Source organism: Streptomyces sp. 6N223, assembly GCF_052246635.1.
In the GTDB taxonomy this organism is placed as follows: domain Bacteria; phylum Actinomycetota; class Actinomycetes; order Streptomycetales; family Streptomycetaceae; genus Streptomyces.
This window is the reverse complement of record NZ_JBQQCA010000072.1, coordinates 1-16,554: the sequence shown is the minus strand read 5'-3', so window position 1 is coordinate 16,554 and position 16,554 is coordinate 1. Positions and strand designations below refer to the sequence as shown.

General features: G+C 74.1%; 13 protein-coding genes, 1 tRNA gene and 1 riboswitch. Of the genes, 4 read left to right on the top strand and 10 right to left on the bottom strand.

Annotation, left to right across the window (positions count from 1 at the left end):
• Positions 1–69: 69 nt before the first annotated feature.
• The 8 genes from ACTWQH_RS29675 to ACTWQH_RS29640 form a co-directional block, all read right to left on the bottom strand.
• Positions 70–1,035 carry a Ppx/GppA phosphatase family protein gene (locus tag ACTWQH_RS29675; RefSeq protein ID WP_443289879.1) on the bottom strand — a complete coding sequence of 322 codons (966 nt, stop codon included), beginning with the start codon at positions 1,033–1,035 and terminating at the stop codon, positions 70–72.
• Complete coding sequence (locus tag ACTWQH_RS29670; protein WP_443289878.1) at positions 1,032–1,553, bottom strand: DUF501 domain-containing protein; 522 nt, start codon at positions 1,551–1,553, stop codon at positions 1,032–1,034. The genes ACTWQH_RS29675 and ACTWQH_RS29670 overlap by 4 nt, the downstream gene beginning before the upstream one ends.
• A 20-nt stretch (positions 1,554–1,573) precedes the next feature.
• Positions 1,574–2,149 carry an FtsB family cell division protein gene (locus tag ACTWQH_RS29665; protein WP_443289877.1) on the bottom strand — a complete coding sequence of 192 codons (576 nt, stop codon included), beginning with the start codon at positions 2,147–2,149 and terminating at the stop codon, positions 1,574–1,576.
• 48 nt (positions 2,150–2,197) lie between these two features.
• Positions 2,198–3,478: a phosphopyruvate hydratase gene (gene eno / locus ACTWQH_RS29660; protein ID WP_443289876.1), complete on the bottom strand. Its 1,281-nt coding sequence runs from the start codon at positions 3,476–3,478 to the stop codon at positions 2,198–2,200.
• Between the two features lie 188 nt (positions 3,479–3,666).
• The gene (locus tag ACTWQH_RS29655; RefSeq protein ID WP_443289875.1) at positions 3,667–4,287 is read right to left on the bottom strand and encodes a LysM peptidoglycan-binding domain-containing protein; all 621 of its coding nucleotides are present in this window, start codon (positions 4,285–4,287) and stop codon (positions 3,667–3,669) included.
• Between the two features lie 3 nt (positions 4,288–4,290).
• Positions 4,291–4,485, bottom strand: a riboswitch (cyclic di-AMP (ydaO/yuaA leader).
• 261 nt (positions 4,486–4,746) lie between these two features.
• Complete coding sequence (locus ACTWQH_RS29650; RefSeq protein ID WP_443289874.1) at positions 4,747–5,925, bottom strand: LysM peptidoglycan-binding domain-containing protein; 1,179 nt, start codon at positions 5,923–5,925, stop codon at positions 4,747–4,749.
• 118 nt (positions 5,926–6,043) lie between these two features.
• The gene (locus ACTWQH_RS29645) at positions 6,044–7,366 is read right to left on the bottom strand and encodes a cytochrome P450 family protein (protein ID WP_443289873.1); all 1,323 of its coding nucleotides are present in this window, start codon (positions 7,364–7,366) and stop codon (positions 6,044–6,046) included.
• Positions 7,359–8,786, bottom strand: a complete 1,428-nt coding sequence (locus ACTWQH_RS29640; protein WP_443289872.1) for a sensor histidine kinase — start codon at positions 8,784–8,786, stop codon at positions 7,359–7,361. Before ACTWQH_RS29640 ends, ACTWQH_RS29645 begins: the two co-directional genes overlap by 8 nt.
• Before the next feature lie 180 nt (positions 8,787–8,966).
• On the opposite strand from ACTWQH_RS29640, the gene ACTWQH_RS29635 reads away from it, so the two are divergent.
• A tRNA-Gln gene (locus ACTWQH_RS29635) sits at positions 8,967–9,038 on the top strand.
• A gap of 179 nt (positions 9,039–9,217) precedes the next feature.
• Complete coding sequence (locus ACTWQH_RS29630) at positions 9,218–11,074, top strand: serine/threonine-protein kinase (protein WP_443289871.1); 1,857 nt, start codon at positions 9,218–9,220, stop codon at positions 11,072–11,074.
• Positions 11,075–11,090: 16 nt separating this feature from the next.
• On the opposite strand, the gene cydC is transcribed toward ACTWQH_RS29630, so the two are convergent.
• Positions 11,091–12,914 carry a thiol reductant ABC exporter subunit CydC gene (gene cydC / locus ACTWQH_RS29625; protein WP_443289870.1) on the bottom strand — a complete coding sequence of 608 codons (1,824 nt, stop codon included), beginning with the start codon at positions 12,912–12,914 and terminating at the stop codon, positions 11,091–11,093.
• 22 nt (positions 12,915–12,936) lie between these two features.
• Positions 12,937–14,658, bottom strand: a complete 1,722-nt coding sequence (locus tag ACTWQH_RS29620) for an ABC transporter ATP-binding protein/permease (RefSeq protein ID WP_443289869.1) — start codon at positions 14,656–14,658, stop codon at positions 12,937–12,939.
• 131 nt (positions 14,659–14,789) lie between these two features.
• Here ACTWQH_RS29620 and ACTWQH_RS29615 point away from each other — a divergent pair, with 131 nt between their 5' ends.
• On the top strand, positions 14,790–15,395 hold the full coding sequence (locus tag ACTWQH_RS29615; RefSeq protein ID WP_443289868.1) for a TetR/AcrR family transcriptional regulator: 606 nt from the start codon (positions 14,790–14,792) through the stop codon (positions 15,393–15,395).
• 114 nt (positions 15,396–15,509) lie between these two features.
• Positions 15,510–16,554: serine/threonine-protein kinase (locus ACTWQH_RS29610; protein ID WP_443289867.1), on the top strand; the 1,045-nt coding region annotated here is incomplete at its 3' end.

Below are 16,554 nucleotides of genomic sequence, written 5' to 3'. Positions count from 1 at the left end.
GCCGTCGAGGCTCGCTTGCATCGGGGGACAACCCCCGAACCCCCGGCCGGACACCCTCGCCGGTGCGGGTCACGCCCCCTCTGCCGCTTTGTAGGCGATGCCGTCGAGGATGTCGTGCTCGCTGACCACGACCTCCGCCGCCCCGATCCGCTCCATGACCCTGAGCAGCACCAGCGCCCCGGCGCCGATCACGTCCACGCGCCCCGGGTGCATCACCGGGATGGCGGCGCGCTCGGCGTGCGTGGCGGCCAGCAGCCGGCCCGTGATCTCGCGCACCCGGGCGACGGGGACGCGCGTGTGGTGGATGGCGGCGGAGTCGTAGGCGGGCAGGTCCAGGGCGATCGCGGCGACGGTGGTGACCGAGCCGGCCAGCCCGACCAGGGTGTGGGCCTCGGCCAGCGGCACGCGGCGGGCGGCGAGGTCGAGGGCGGCGTCGATGTCGGCGGCTATGGCGGCGACCTGCTCCGGCGCCGGCGGGTCGGCGATGCGGCCGTCCTCGCGCAGAAGGTGGCGTTCGGTGAGCCGGACGCAGCCGATGTCCACGCTGCGGGCGGCCCGGACACGGCCGTCGCCCAGCACGAACTCCGTGGAGCCGCCGCCGATGTCCACCACCAGGTGCGGCGGGTCGATCCCGGGCCGCCCGGCCAGCTCTCGGGTGGCGCCGGTGAAGGACAGCTCGGCCTCCTCCTCGCCCGTGATCACCTCCGGCACGGTGCCGAGGATCTCCTTGACGCCGCGCGTGAAGTCCTCGCGGTTCTCGGCGTCGCGGGAGGCTGAGGTGGCGACGAAGCGGATCCGCTCGGGCGGGATGCCGTGGGCGCGGATCGCGTCGGCGTAGCGGCGGCAGGCCGCGAAGGTGCGGTCCAGGGCCTCGGGGGCGAGCCGCCCGGTGCGGTCGACGCCCTGGCCGAGGCGGACGATCTCCATGCGCCGGTCGAGGTCGGTCAGCACGCCGGTGGCGGGGTCGGCCTCGGCGATCAGCAGGCGGATGGAGTTGGTGCCGCAGTCGATCGCGGCGGCGGCAGTCGCCGTCATGCGCTCTCTTCCCGTTCCTCTCCGGCTTCTTCGCCGATGCTGACGCACGGGCCCTTGCGCCACCACTCCGGCAGCCTGGCGAGCGTCTCGTCGCCCAGCGGGTTCACGCCGGGACCGGCCGCCAGCGCGTGCGCGACCAGCACGTGCAGGCACTTGACGCGGCCCGGCATGCCGCCCGCGCTGGGGAAGCCGGGCAGCACCTCGATGGCGTCGCGGCGCGCGATGTAGTCCTCGTGCGCGGCCCGGTACGCCGCGGCCAGCTCGGGGTCCTCGGCGAGGCGGGCCGTCATCTCCCGCATCAGGCCGCTGGACTCCAGCGTGCCCACGGCCGAGGCGGCGCGTGGGCAGGTCAGGTAGTAGGTGGTGGGGAACGGCGTACCGTCGGGCAGGCGTGGCGAGGTCTCCACCACGTCCGGGTTGCCGCACGGGCAGCGGTGGGCGACCGCGCGCAGCCCGCGCGGCGGGCGGCCGAGCTGGGCCGCGACGGCGGCGGCGTCGGCGGGGGTCGCGGGTTCCATGGGCTGGTTCGTGGGTCGGTTCACCGTGTGGGGTCTGCCTGGTCTGCCTGGTCTGCCTGGTCTGCCTCGTCCGCCTGCTGGTCCTGCTGGTCCGCCTGGTCGATGCCGTCCCAGAAGTTGTCGTACCAGGGGCGGTCCTCGGCGGCCTCGCTGTCCTGGAGGCGCCGGGTCTCCAGGTCATTGTCCCCGCCCTGGCCGCTGTCCCGGGCGTACGGGCCCTCCGGCAGCAGGTAGCCGATCTCCCCTGGCCGCACGTACTGCAAGTGCTCGCGCGCCTGCCGCTCCACGAACGCAGGATCCTCCCAGCGCGCCTTGATGTCCCGCAGCTCCTCCACCCGCTCCCGCGCCGCGTCCGCCTCGCCGCGCTGCTCGGCGATGTCGGCGCGCTGCGCGATGTACTGCCGCAGCGGATACGCCAGGGCGACGATCAGCCCGCAGACGACGAGCGCCAGCAGCGCCGCCCGCCCGGTGAGCCGGGTACGGCGCGGGGGGCGGCGCAGCCGCCGGTTCTGCGCGCGGTAGACGCGCTCGGCGGCCTGCGAGCCCAGGGCCCGCAGGCGCGTGGTCGTGCTGAAGCGCTCGCGTTCGGCGGCCATGTCACCTCCCGTGGCGCGGCGCGGCGCGGTGGGGCGCCGGGGTGCCGCTCAGCCCTTGAACCTCGGGAACGCCGTGCGGCCGGCGTACACGGCCGCGTCGTCGAGGATCTCCTCGATGCGCATGAGCTGGTTGTACTTGGCCACCCGCTCCGAGCGGGCCGGGGCACCGGTCTTGATCTGGCCGCAGTTGGTGGCGACGGCCAGGTCGGCGATCGTGACGTCCTCGGTCTCGCCGGAGCGGTGGGACATCATGCACGCGAAGCCGTTGTGCTGCGCCAGCTCGACGGCGTCCAGGGTCTCGGTCAGGGAGCCGATCTGGTTCACCTTCACCAGCAGGGCGTTGGCGGCCTTGGAGTCGATGCCGCGCTGGAGCCGCTCGGGGTTGGTGACGAACAGGTCGTCGCCGACGATCTGGAGCCGGTCGCCGAGCTGCGCGGTCAGCGTCTGCCAGCCCTCCCAGTCCTCCTCGCTCAGCGGGTCCTCGATGGACACCAGCGGGTAGGCCTGCGCCAGCTCGGCGTAGTAGGAGGTCATCTCGGCGGCGGTGCGGGAGGTGCCCTCGAAGACGTAGGAGCCGTCCTTGTGGAACTCGGTCGCGGCGACGTCCAGCGCGAGCGCGATGTCCTGGCCCGGCGTGTAGCCCGCCTTCTGGATGGCCTCGACGATCAGGTCGAGCGCCTCGCGGTTGGAGCCGAGGTTCGGCGCGAAGCCGCCCTCGTCGCCCAGGCCGGTGGCCAGCTGCCGCTTCTTCAGCACGGACTTCAGCGTGTGGTAGATCTCCGCGCCCCAGCGCACCGCCTCGGAGAATGACTCGGCGCCGATGGGCGCGATCATGAACTCCTGGATGTCGACGTTGGAGTCCGCGTGGGCGCCGCCGTTGAGGATGTTCATCATCGGCACGGGCAGCAGGTGGGCGTTGGGCCCGCCGAGGTAGCGGAAGAGCGGCAGGTCGCGGGACTCGGCGGCGGCGTGCGCCACGGCGAGGGAGACGCCCAGGATGGCGTTCGCGCCCAGCGCCGACTTGTCGGCGGTGGCGTCGAGGTCCAGCATCGCCTGGTCGATCAGGCGCTGCTCGGTGGCGTCGTAGCCGACGAGCTCCGGGCCGATCTGCTCGCTGACGGCCAGGACCGCCTTCTCCACGCCCTTGCCCTGGTAGCGGCCGGAGTCTCCGTCGCGCAGCTCCAGTGCCTCGAACGCCCCGGTGGAGGCGCCGGAGGGCACGGCGGCGCGGCCTCGGCTGTGGTCGTCGAGGTGGATCTCGACCTCGACCGTCGGATTGCCTCGCGAGTCGAGGATCTCCCGGGCTACGACGACGTCGATGGACGACACGAGGGTCTCCTTACGGGTACGGCTGACGGGTCAGGTGGTCCGGGTGAGAGCCTAACCGGCCCGGGGCCGGGCGTCGGCCCCTACCCGCCAGGTGCACGCCGTTTTTGTTTAATCGCGGAAGAAAACCCGGTGCAGGGCGCGTGAACGCCCCGCACCGGGTCATCCGGGTAATGAAGTGGCCGATCGGCTCAGAGGCTCAGCTCCTGGCCCGGGTAGATCAGGTTGGGGTCGCCGCCGATGACGGACTCGTTGTCGGCGTAGACCTGCTCCCAGGTGGTGCCGTGGGCGGCGGCGATGGACGACAGGGTGTCGCCCGCGGCCACCGTGTAGCCGGAGCCGGACCCGGACGACTGCACCGGGGCCTCCTGCTCCGGCTCGGCCGGGGCCTCGACGGCGCCGGTCCCGGACGGGTCGATCGCGGGAGCCTCGCTGCCGGCGGTCAGGCCGGCCTGGGGACCGCAGACCGGCCAGGCGCCCGGGCCCTGCATGGAGAGCAGCACCTCGGCGGCGGCGATCTGCTGGTCCTTGGTGGCGAGGTCGGCGCGGGCGGCGTACTGCGTGCCGCCGGCCGCCTCCCAGCTCGACTGGGTGAACTGCAGGCCGCCGTAGAAGCCGTTGCCGGTGTTGATCGACCAGTCGCCGCTGGACTCGCACTCCGCGACGGCGTCCCAGGTCTCGACGGAGGCGGCCTCGGCACTGCCGGCGGCCATGAAGGGAATCGCGACCGCGGCCCCGGTGACGCCGGCTGCCGCGACGATGCGGGATGACTTGGACGGACGGCGGTGACGGCCCTTGCCCGTGAACAGCATGACGTTCCTTCTCACCGACGCCTACGAGGTGAGCTGTCGGGTTCGGGCCGGTGAGTGGCCCGGCCGGGACGGGCGGTACGCGGGTGCGTTCCGCCGCCTCGGCTTCACCCCAGCCGCTCGATGGGCTCGAACGGCGTCCACGCGCGTGGCGCGTGGCGGGTCCCCCGCTCCTGCCTGCGGTGGTGGCGCGTTGATAGTTCAGGTGGGCCGGCGGCAGGACTCGGCGTGGCGGCCCGGACGCCCGGCACGGTGCCGGGCGCTCGGGACACTAGACACACCGGAGCTAACGGTTCAAGAACGATCAAGATCATGCGAAAAGGGGGCACTTGACGGTTAGAACTGCCAATCGGCGCAGGTCAGCGGGGATGTGGGCACGGGGGAACTGTCGGACACACCCACCGGAGGACGAGATGATGGTCACACCGGATCGCATGTGAAATCGCTCTGACACCCCTGGAGCTAACGTCCCGTAACGGTCAAGTCCAGCCGCTGGCCCGGGAGTATATGGTCGGGATCGTCGCCAATGACCGTTTTGTTCTCCTGGTAGAGCGCGGCCCAGCCACCCGGCAGCCCGAACGCGGCGGCGATGCCGGAGAGCGTGTCGCCGCGGCCGACGGCGTAGCCGCGCTCCTCGGCGGGATCGGGCGCGCCGCGGTGCCGGCCGCCCGTGCCGTGACGATACGCGCCGGCGCCGTCCTCGGCGGACGGCCCGGCGGTCCCGGCGTCCGGGCCGTCGCCCCCACCGTCGCCCGCGTCGGCGCCTTGACCGGGCCCGGTGCCGGTGCCGTCGGCCCCCGGGCTGGTTCCCGCGTCACCGGCGCCACCGGCGGTCTCACCGGCGTTCTCACCGTCTCCAGAGGCGTCGGCGCCTTCCGGGGGCGTGGCGTCGTCCCCGGCGCCACCGGAGGCATCGGTGCCGCCGCCCTCGGGATCCCCGGCGCCCTCCGCATCACCCGGGGCCTCGGCGTCATCGGCACAACTCCCGGAGTCGGCGCCGCCGGAGGCGTCGGCGCCATCCGTGCCGTCGGCCTCGCCGAGGAGCCCGCTGCCGCCGAGCAGGCCGCTGCCGCCGGAAGCTCCGTCGGTGGTTCCGGTGCCCGCCGCGTCCTCCGCGTCCTGCGTCACGCCGGAGAGTCCGGCGGCGCCTGAGCCGAGGGACGACGAGTCGCCGCCGACGCCGGCCGGGCACTCCTCGGCGCCCGCCTCGCCCGCGCCCCCGGCCTGCCCGCCGCCGGACCCGTCCCGCTCCTCGCGGTACTCCCGCCACAGGCCGGACATCAGGGCGCAGCCCGGCAGGGCCTCGTGCCCCTGGTCGGCCAGCATGCGTTCCGCGACCATGATCTGCTGGTCGCGGCTCGCCAGGTCGGGGCGGGCGGCGAACTCCTGGCCGCCGTACTCCTCCCATATCCGCATCGTGAGCTGGAAGCCGCCGTAGTAGCCGCTGCCGTCGTTCGCGCTCCACAGCCCGCCCGACTCGCACTCGGCCGCCGCGTCCCACGTCTCGTCGCTGACCGCCTGTGCCGAGCCCGAGCCCGTTCCCAGCAGCGGCAGGGCCATGCCCGCGCCGGTCACCCCCGCCGTGAGGAGAAACGCGGGGGCCTGCCTGGGGCGACGGTGACGGCCGGTTCCGGACATCATCCACTGACCTCTCTTCGATGGCGCGGAGTTGGGCGCATTGACGGCAGAACCTAGCCCGCGCGCCCGCGCATCACAAGGAGATCGCGCAGATATCACGCCCAGATCACATCGATCGCGATCACTGACGCTGCGTCACACCCTCCGCCGCGAACTCCACCGGCAGTGACCGAAGCCCTCGCATAATGAGCCCGCCACGCCACCGCAGATCACCCTCATCCACCGCAAGCCGGACATCGGGCAACCTGCGCAGCAACGCCCCGAGCGCCAGCCGCCCTTCGAGCCGCGCCAGCGGCGCGCCCAGGCAGTAGTGGATGCCGTGCCCGTATCCCAGGTGCGGATTGTCCCGCCGCCCGAGATCCAGCACGTCGGCGTCGCCGCCGAACCGCTCCGGATCCCGGTCCGCCGCCGCCAGCACCACCAGCACCGCCTCCCCCCGCTCCACGGCCTGCCCGCCCAGCGTCAGCGGCTCGTCCGCGAAGCGCCACGTCGCCACCTCCACCGGCCCGTCGTACCGCAGCAGCTCCTCCACCCCCGACACCAGCAGCGGCGCCTCGTCCCCGTCGGCCGCCACGGCCGCCCGCAGCCGCGCCAGCTCGCCCGGGTTGCGCAGCAGCGCCAGCATCCCGTTCCCGATCAGGTTCACCGTCGTCTCGAAGCCCGCGAAGAGGAGGATGAACGCCATCGCCGCCGCCTCCTCCTCCGTCAGGTGCTCCCCGTGGTCGGAGGCCCGGATCAGCCCCGAGATCAGGTCCCCGCCCCCAGCCCTCTCCCCGCCCTCGGCGCCCTCCGCCCGCTTGCGGTGGATCAGCTCCCCCAGGTACGCCCGCATCCGCTTCACCGAACGCCCCACCCCGCCCCGCCGCCCCTGCGCGTGCAGCATCATCCCGGCCCACTCCCGGAAGTCCTCCTGGTCCGCGCGCGGCACCCCGAGCAGGTCGCAGATGGCGTACACCGGCAGCGGGAAGGCGAACTCCTCGATCAGATCCGCCGAGCCGCGCGACGCGAAGCCGTCCACCAGCCGCGCCGTCAGCTCCCGCACCCGCGGCTCGAACGCCGCCACCCGCCGCGGCGTGAACGCCTTCGACACCAGCCGCCTCAGCCGCGTGTGGTCCGGCGGGTCGATGTTCAGCAGGTGCGTGAACAGGTTCGCGCTGCGCTCACCCGGGATGCCGACGCGGCCCAGCTCATGGGCGTCCGGGGAGTGCCGTCGCGGGTCCTTGCTCAGCCGCGGGTCGGCCAGCGCCCGCCGCGCGTCCTCGTACCGCGTCACCAGCCACGCCGCGACCCCGCTCGGCAGCACCGCTCGGTGCACGGGGGCGTTCTCCCGCAACCAGGCGTACGCCGGATACGGGTCAGCCGCGAACTCCCACCCGAACAGCCGCGGACCGGTCCCGGTCCCGGTCTCACCCGCCCCAGCCTCACCCGCCCCGGCCTCACCCACGGGCGCCCCGGTCCGGAATCACCGCCGACACCCGGAAGCCACCGCCGTCCAGCGGCCCCGACACGAAGCCACCCCCCAGCGCCAGCACCCGCTCCCGCATCCCCACCAGCCCGTTCCCCCCGCTGGGCAGCCGCGCCGCCCGCGCGCCCTCCGACGGCGAGGACGGCGGCGGCTCGTTCTGCACCAGCACCGCCACCTCCCCCTCCCGGTGCGCCAGCCGCACCCGCGCCGCCGCGCCCGCCGCATGCTTGTGCACGTTCGTCAGCGCCTCCTGCACCACCCGGTACGCCGTCGCCTCCACCGGCCCGGCGTACCCGCGCGGCTCCCCCTCCACGCTCAGCTCCACCGCCATCCCCGCCGCCCGCGACTGCTCCACCAGCGACGCCACCTCCGCCAGGCACGGCCCCTCGCCCTCCTCCGGCCCGGCCCGCTCCGCGACGCCCGCCACGCCCGACGCCTCAGCCGTGGCGCCCCCACGCCCGCCCGCGCCGGCGTCCGCTCCCGCTCCCCCGCCCGCGCTCGCCGAGACCGCGATCTCCGCCAGCCGCGAGGAGGCCGCCGCCGCGCCACCACCGCCGCCCGCCCCGGCCGACGCCGACGCCGTCGTCCCCCGCAGCACCCCCAGCATCGTCCGCAGCTCCATCAACGCCTGCCGCCCCATGTCCCCGATCAACGCCGCGTTGCGCGCCGCCTTCTCCGGGTCCTTGCGCGCCACCGCCTGCAACGCCGCCGCGTGCACCACCATCAGACTCACCCGGTGCGCCACCACGTCGTGCATCTCCCGCGCGATACGGCGCCGCTCCTCGCCGCGCGCCCAGTGCGCCCGCTCCTCCGCCCGGTCCGCCAGCAGCACCAGCTCCCGCTCCAGGCCGTCGGCCCTGTCCCGCAGCGACTCCACCAGCCGCCGCCGCGCCCGCACGTACATCCCGAGCAGCACCGGCGGCACCACCGCGGCAATGCCGAACAGCGCCGAGACCAGCGGGGTGAACCACGCCGGCAGCCCCTGCTCCTGCAGATCGGGGTCGCTCTCCATGACCAGGTAGGTGACGATGATCACCCCCAGCCCCTCCATGCCCGCCAGCGCACCGATCACCCGGCGCGGGGCCTCGGTGGAGGAGAGGGTGTAGAAACCGACCAACGCCAGCATCCAGCCCATCTGCGCCGGCACCACCGCGATCGACACCATCATCACGGCCAGCGGCCACTGCCGCCGCACCACCAGCGTCGACCCCGCGACGATCCCCAGCACCAGCACCGGGCCGACGGGCAGCCCGGTCCGGTCCGCGAAGCCCACCGCCTGGGCCCCGCACTCCGCGGCGGACAGCAGGGCGAGCGCGACATCCAGCACGACACTGCGCCGCTGCCGCCACCACAGCAGCGCGAACCCCCGCCCCTCCACGGCCGCCCCCGACGCACTCATGACGACAGCCTACGGGCGCGGTCCACACCTTTTCAGGGGGGTTCTGAGAGGAGTTGGACGGGCGGGAGGGGGACGTCCTGGACAGCGCCGACCTCATACCGCCGCATCGAAGGGTGGTGGGCTGGCATAGTGTTGGGACTGGCGTAACGCTCTCACCAACAGGGCAATATGCCCAATTTATCCCCCGTGGTGTAATTGGCAGCACATGGGATTTTGGTTCCCATTGTCCAGGTTCAAATCCTGGCGGGGGAGCAGCCACGGTCCGGGTCCCGGCCGCTACGGCCCCGACCCGGACCTCAGGACTCCCACTCCGGAACCGTCACGGTTCAGGCACCGTCTCTTACCCCGCACGGGCGTTGGGCGCCCGTCGGCGTATCCTCGTCGAGCCTGCACGGCGGCAGGCACACGGGGACGGGGAGGGAAAACAGGGGATGAAGCCGCTCGGACCGCAGGACCCGCAGTCCATAGGGGAGTACCGGCTCGTCGGAAGGCTCGGCGAGGGCGGCATGGGGCAGGTGTACGTCGCGCGCTCGGCGCGCGGGCGCACGGTCGCGTTGAAGCTGGTGCTGCCGGAGCTGGCCCGGCAGCCGGAGTTCCGGCAGCGGTTCCGCAACGAGGTGGAGGCCGCCCGCCGCATCGGCGGTGCGTGGACCGCCCCCGTGCTGGACGCCAATCTCGACGCCGACACGCCCTGGGTCGCCACCGGCTACGTCGCCGGCCCCTCCCTCCACGAGGTGGTCGCGGGCAGCCACGGCCCGCTCCCGGAGCACTCCGGCCTCGCCCTCGCCAACGGACTGGTCCGCGCGCTGCGCGACATCCACGGCGCCGGCCTGATCCACCGCGACCTCAAGCCCTCCAACGTCCTGGTGACGATCGACGGCCCCCGCGTCATCGACTTCGGCATCGCCCGCGCCGCCGGCGCGGCCGAAGCCGGGTCCAACGCCCTCACCCGCACCGGCGCGGTCGTCGGCTCGCCCGGCTTCATGTCGCCCGAGCAGTGCCGGGGCGAGCAGCTCACCGCCGCCTCCGACGTCTTCTGCCTCGGCTCGGTCCTCGCCTTCGCCGCCACCGGGCGCACGCCGTTCGGCAACCCGGACAGCGCGATGCACGTCCTGATGCTCCACATCATCCAGAACGAGAAGGACCTGTCGGGCATCCCCGACCGGCTGCGCGGCCTGATCGAGGCGTGCCTGGCCCCCGACCCGGCGGCCCGCCCCGGCCTGGACCGGCTGCTGACGCTCACCTCCGACGTCGACCTGTGGCATCTCCAGGAGGCCGAGCCGTGGCTGCCCGCCGCGCTGATCGCCCGCCTCGGCCGCCAGGCCGTGGGGCTGCTGGACTCAGAGGAGCCCGTCGCCACCCCGCAGCCGAACGCCGCGCACCCGCCGAACGCCCCCACCATGCCGCCCTCGCCGCCCCCGCCGACGATGACGGCCCCGCCGCCGGCGTACGGCACGCCGCAGCCGGGCGCGACGCCGTCCCCGTACGCCCCGGCGCCGGCGCCGGCCGGCGGGTTCGGGGCGCCGACGCCGCATCCGGTGGGAACGCCGCTGCCGCCCGTGGGCTACGGTCCCGGTCCTGGCCCCGGCCAGCCGGGCGGCGGGCGGCGTAACGCGATGCCGCTGATCATCGCCGCCTGCGTCGCCGTGGTCGCGGTGATCGTCGCGGTGGCCGTGATCAGCTCCTCGGGCGGCTCGGACGACGACAAGAGCGACGAGGCGGACTCCCGGACCACCGCGCAGACGCAGGACCAGGACCAGAACGACGACGCGGCCGACGACTCGCAGCCGTCGGCGGACGACGTGACGGCGGACCCCACGGACACGGGCGAGGAGACCACCGACGACGGCCTGCTGCGCGACGAGGGCGAGTACGGGGACGGCGAGGGCACCACCTACAACTTCGGCCCGGGCGAGACCGCCCAGTACGAGAGCGGCCTGACGATCACCATCTCGGGGCTGACGGAGTTCACGCCGGGCGAGTACGCCATCGGCATGCAGCCGGGCGACGGCGCGTACATGACGACCGTCACCGTGGAGAACAACGGCGAGGAGAGCATCGACGTCTTCCTCAGCCTGACGGCACGGGCCGGGGAGAGCGGCACGACGGTGGAGCAGATCTACGACGACGGCCTGGAGTACAGCCTCAGCGGCACCCTGCTGCCCGGACGCCAGATGACCGGTGACCTCGGATACGCCGTCCCCGCGGACGCGGGCTTCGTCGACCTGGAGTACACGAACTACAGCCTCTACGGCGACTCGGCGATCTGGACGCTGGAGCTGCCGTAACGGCCGCGGCCGCGCCCTACGCCTGCGCATGGACCTGCTGCGTGGCCAGCAGCTCCCGGTACGCCGGGCTACTGCCGAGCAGCTCCTCGTGCGTCCCCGCCGCCACCACGCGACCCTCCCGCAGCAGCGCCACGCGGTCCGCCGTGCGGATCGTCGACAGCCGGTGCGCGATGACCAGCAGCGCGCGCGAGGCGCGGGCCTCGGCCAGCGCGCTGTTGATCGCCGCCTCGCTCGCCGTGTCGAGCTGTGAGACCGCCTCGTCCAGGACGAGTACGGGCGACCGCGTGAGCAGGGCTCGCGCCAGTGCGATGCGCTGCCGCTGCCCGCCGGAGAGGGCCGCGCCGCGTTCGCCGCACCGCGTGTCGTATCCCTCGGGCAGCTCCTCGATGAAGGCGCCGGCGTGGGCCTGGCACGCGGCGGCCCGGACCTCCTCCTCGCTCGCCTCGGGGCGGCCGAGGCGGATGTTGTCGCGGATCGAGGCGTTGAAGAGGTAGACGTCCTGGGGGACGAGACTGACGAGGCGGCGCAGCTCGGCCGTCGGGAGCGTGCGCAGCTCCCGCCCGCCGAGGGTGATGCGCCCGGAGCCGGGGTCCCAGAACCGCAGCAGCAGGTGGGCGCAGGTGCTCTTGCCCGCGCCGGAGGCGCCGACGAGGGCAAGGCTCTGGCCGGGCGCGATGGTGAAGGAGACCCCGTCGAGCACGGGCGGCCGGTCGGGGGCGTAGCCGAAGCGGACGTCCTCGAACCGCACGGTGGCGTCGGCGGGCGGCGGCGGCGCGGCGCCGCCGCCGTCACCGTGGCCGGGCGCCTCCGGGACCTGCGCGGGGTACTCGGTGATGGCCAGCACGCGGGCGGCCGCGGCCCGCACCTCGCCGATGGTACGGGCGGAGGCGGAGACGGCGGCGATCGGCCCGAGGCTGGCGACGGTGAGCACCATCACCACGGGGGCCAGCGCCGGCTCCAGGGCGCCCGCGTCCACCTCGCGGACGGTGGCGACGAGGGTGAGCAGCATTCCGGCGGCGAGCAGCAGCTCGGTCGCGGCGCGCTCCGCTCCGGAGCGCCGGGCGTAACGCCGCTGGTGCTCGTTGAGCTCGTCGGTGCGGCGCAGGATCCGCTCCCGGTAGGCCCGGCCCTGGCCGAAGACGGTCAGTTCGCGCAGCCCCTGAACGCCGTCGAGCGCCTCGGCGTTGAGATTGCCGAGTTCGGCCCGCATCGCCCGCCCCTCCTCGGCGGCGCGCCTCGCCAGCGCGAAGGGCACGACGGCGACCAGCGCCATCAGCACGGCGGCGACGAGCGCGGCGGGCGGCGCGAGCGCGGCGATGACGCCGAGCGTGGCGAGCGAGACGACGACGGCGCCGACGTAGTCGCCGGCGACGTGGGCGAAGAACAGCTCGGTGGTGTTGACGTCGTTGACGGCGGTGGAGGCCAGGTCGCCGGTGCGCTTGCCGAGGATCCGGCCGGGGGTGGCGCGTTCGAGGCCGTCGAAGATCCTGATGCGCAGCTCGCGCAGCAGGCGGAACGCCCAGTCGTGGCCGGTCTCGCTCTGCCACCAGACGCTGACGAGGGCGGTCGCCGTCAGGGCGACGAGCCAGGCGATGCGCGGTGCGAGGGTGGCGAGCGGCTCGCCGGTCACGGCGCCGCCGATCAGCCAGGCGCCGGTTCCGGCGGCGGCGATGGTGCTGGCGGAGAGCACGATCCCGGAGGCGACGACGCGGGCGAAGGCGCGGCGGCGGCTGAGCAGGTACGGCAGCAGGCCGCGGAGCGGGCGCGGGTGGACGGGGGCAGGGGCGGGGGCCGCCCGGTCGTCGTCGTGGGCGTCGGCGTCGGCGTGGGCGTGGCTCATGGTGGTGGCTCCTCCGGATTCCTCAGCGCTGCGCGGCTATCAGTTCGGCGTACAGGCCCTGGCGTTGGCGCAGTGCCTCGTGGGTGCCCCGGTCGGCGATCCGGCCCCCGGCGAGCACGAGGATCTCGTCGGCGTCCCGCACGGTGGACAGCCGGTGGGCGATGGTGATGGTGGTGCGGCCCCGGGAGACGGCGTCGAGGGCCTGCTGGATGGCGGCCTCGCCGGCGGCGTCGACGGCCGAGGTCGCCTCGTCGAGCACGAGGACGGGGGCGTCCTTGAGCACGGCGCGGGCGATGGCGATGCGCTGCCGCTGCCCGCCCGAGAGCTGGAGGCCGCGCTCGCCGACGGGGGTGTCGTACCCGTGGGGCAGTTCCTCGATGAACGCCGCCACGCCCGCCGCGCGCGCGGCCTGGCGCACCTGCTCCCGGGAGGCGCCGGGGCGGCCGAGCGCGATGTTCTCGCCGATGGTGCCGTGGAAGAGGTAGGTGTCCTGGGAGACCACGGCGAACATGGCGCGCAGCTCGTCCGGGTCCAGCTCGCGCACGTCGCGCCCGCCGACGCGGACGGTGCCGGCCTCCGGGTCGAGGAAGCGCAGCATCAGCGAGACCAGTGTGGTCTTGCCGGAGCCCGAGGGGCCGACGACGGCGAGGCGGGCGGCGGCCCCGGCCGTGAAGGAGACCTCACGCAGCGCGGGGTCGTCGCGGCCGGGGTAGGTGAGGGTGACGCCCTCGAACGCCACCGTGGGCGCCAGCCGCCCGGCCGGGCGCGGGTCGCGCGGGGCCGGGGTGGGGTCCTCGGCGTCGAGGATGCCGGCGACCCTGGTGGCGGCGCCGACGCCGCCCATCGCCTCGTGGACGAGGGCGCCGAGGTCGTCCAGCGGCCGGAACACCTCGCCGGTCAGGAAGATCACGAGGACGGCGGCGAAGGGTGCCACGCCGCCGTCGGTGACGGAGACGGCGGCGGCGATCAGCACGGCGGAGGCGGCGCCCAGCGTGCCGAGCCGCTGGAGCGAGGCGTTGAGCAGCCCGATCCGCAGCTCGCCCATGCTGACGCGGCGGACCCGCTCGGCGAGATCGGCGAGGAAGGCGCGGCGGCGGGCGGAGGCGCCGAACGCCTTGAGCGTCGGGAGTCCCTGCACGGTGTCGGTGAACTCCGCGTCGAAGGCGCCGATCTCGGCCCAGACGCGGTCGCTGCGGTCGCTGTACCAGCGCATGAAGAGGGCGGGTGCGACGACGGAGAACGCCGCTCCGGCCAGCCCGATGAGCGCCAGCCAGGGGGCCTCGGCGAGCAGGAACGCCAGGACGGCGAGGGGTGCGGTGAGGGCGTGGAGGAGCGCGGGGAGGTAGCGGGCGTTGTACACCTCCAGGCTCTCGACGGCGTCGACGACCGCCGCCCTCACGGTGCCGCTGCGGTGGAGGGCCGCGTAGCCGGGGCCGAGCTCCATCAGCCGGGCGTAGACCCGGTCCCGGACGTGCTTCTTGGTGGCGTGCGCGGTCCGGGCGGCCAGCGCCTCGGCCAGCCAGACGAGCGTGGCGCGGGCGGCGATGACGGCGGCCAGCCACCACAGGGGTCCGGCGAGCGAGGCGAGGTCGTCGCCCTCCACGGCGACGCCGAGGACCACGTGGGCCAGCAGCAGCGCCTGCGCCACGCGGGCGCCGGTGATCAGCAACGCCAGGCCCACGCTCGCCGCGACCAGCCCTCTGACCGGGCGCACGAGCCTCAGCAGGTTTCGTTGCACGAGCATGTGCCTCCGCCTCCCTCTCACTCACTGACTGACTGACTCACGGATTGACCGACTGAACGACTGACCGTCAGTCACCTTACTGAAAACCGTTTCCGGAAACAATCCGCCGTCGATGTGAAAGAGTGCGCGGCATGAGACGACCTCGCACCACCGCCCCGGAGCGGCGCCGGGGCGACCTGCTGGACGCGGCCATGCGGATCGTCGAGAACAAGGGCGTCGCCGCGCTCACCGTGGACGAGGTCACGGCGGGGGCGCAGGTCGCGAAGGGGACCTTCTACCTCTACTTCCGCTCCAAGGAGCAGCTGCTCGACGCGCTCCGCGAGCGGTTCGTGGTGGAGCTGACCGCCCGTCAGGCCGCCGAGCTCGGCGAGCTGCCGGCGGACGACTGGCTCGGGCGGCTGCTGCGCTGGATGGAGTCCGGCCTGCGCGGCTACCTGGCGAACGCCCGCCTGCACGACGCGCTCTTCCTCCACCCGAGCCCCGGTATCCCGGCCGATGTGCACGGCAACGCGGCCGACTCGGCCGCCAACGCGCACGCCGCGCAGCTCCGGGAGCTGCTGGAGGCGGGGACCGCGGCCGGGGCGTTCCGTCTGGCCTCGCCGCACGCCACGGCGGTGCTGCTCTACAACGCGATGCACGGCTCGGCGGACTACCTGGTCCACGTGGCCTCGGACACCGACCTCGTCGAGGCGGTCATCGCCGAGAGCCTGCGCCTGTGCCGGGCCTGCGTTGCGTAGTTCTGCGTAGGCGGAAACCGGCCAGGGCCAGAACAGCGTCCCCTCCCCCGGCAAGGGGGACGCGTGCCTCCGCATATGCTCACCAGCCGGAGGCACGGGGAGGAAACACACCACATGAAGGCACTCGGGCCACAGGACCCACAGACCATCGGCGCCTACCGGCTCGTCGGCAAGCTCGGCGAGGGCGGCATGGGACAGGTCTACGTCGCGCGCTCCCCGCGCGGGCGCACCGTCGCGCTCAAACTCGTGCTGCCCGAGCTGGCCCGGCAGCCCGAGTTCCGCCAGCGCTTCCGCAACGAGGTCGACGCCGCCCGCCGCATCGGCGGCGACTGGACCGCACCCGTCCTGGACGCCGATCTGGAAGCCGAAACGCCGTGGGTCGCCACCGGCTACGTCGCCGGACCCTCGCTGCACGAGGTCGTCGCCGCCCTCCACGGGCCGCTGCCGGAGCGCTCGGTCCTGGCCCTCGCCAACGGCCTCACACGCGCGCTGCGCGACATCCATGCCGCCGGGCTCATCCACCGCGACCTCAAGCCCTCCAACGTGCTGGTGACGATCGACGGCCCGCGTGTGATCGACTTCGGCATCGCCCGCGCCGCCGGCGCCACCGCCGACGCCACCAGCGCCCTGACCCGCACCGGAGCCGTCGTCGGCTCCCCCGGCTTCATGTCCCCCGAGCAGTGCCGGGGCGAGCCCCTCACCGCCGCCTCCGACATCTTCTGCCTCGGCTCCGTGCTGGCCTTCGCCGCCACCGGCCGCTCCCCGTTCGGCAACCCCGACAGCGCCATGCACGTGTTGATGCTGCGCATCATCCAGGACGAGAAGGACCTGTCCGGCCTCCCCGACCGCCACCGCGAGCTCATCACCGCCTGCCTCGCCCCCCACCCCACCGCCCGCCCGACCCTCGACCAACTCCTGGCGTACACCGCCGAAGGCGACCTCTGGGACGACGCCGGGCAGAGCATCCGGCTCGGGAAGCCGGTGCCCGATCCGTGGCTGCCCTCCTCGCTCCTCGCCGGGCTCGGCCGCCAGGCCGTCGGCCTGCTGGACTCCGAGGAGCCCGCCGCCGCACCCCCGGGCTGGACCCCCACCGCCGTCGTCCCTCCCGGCACCCCACCACCACCGACCGGCGGGTTCGGACCGCCGACCACCGCCGGAG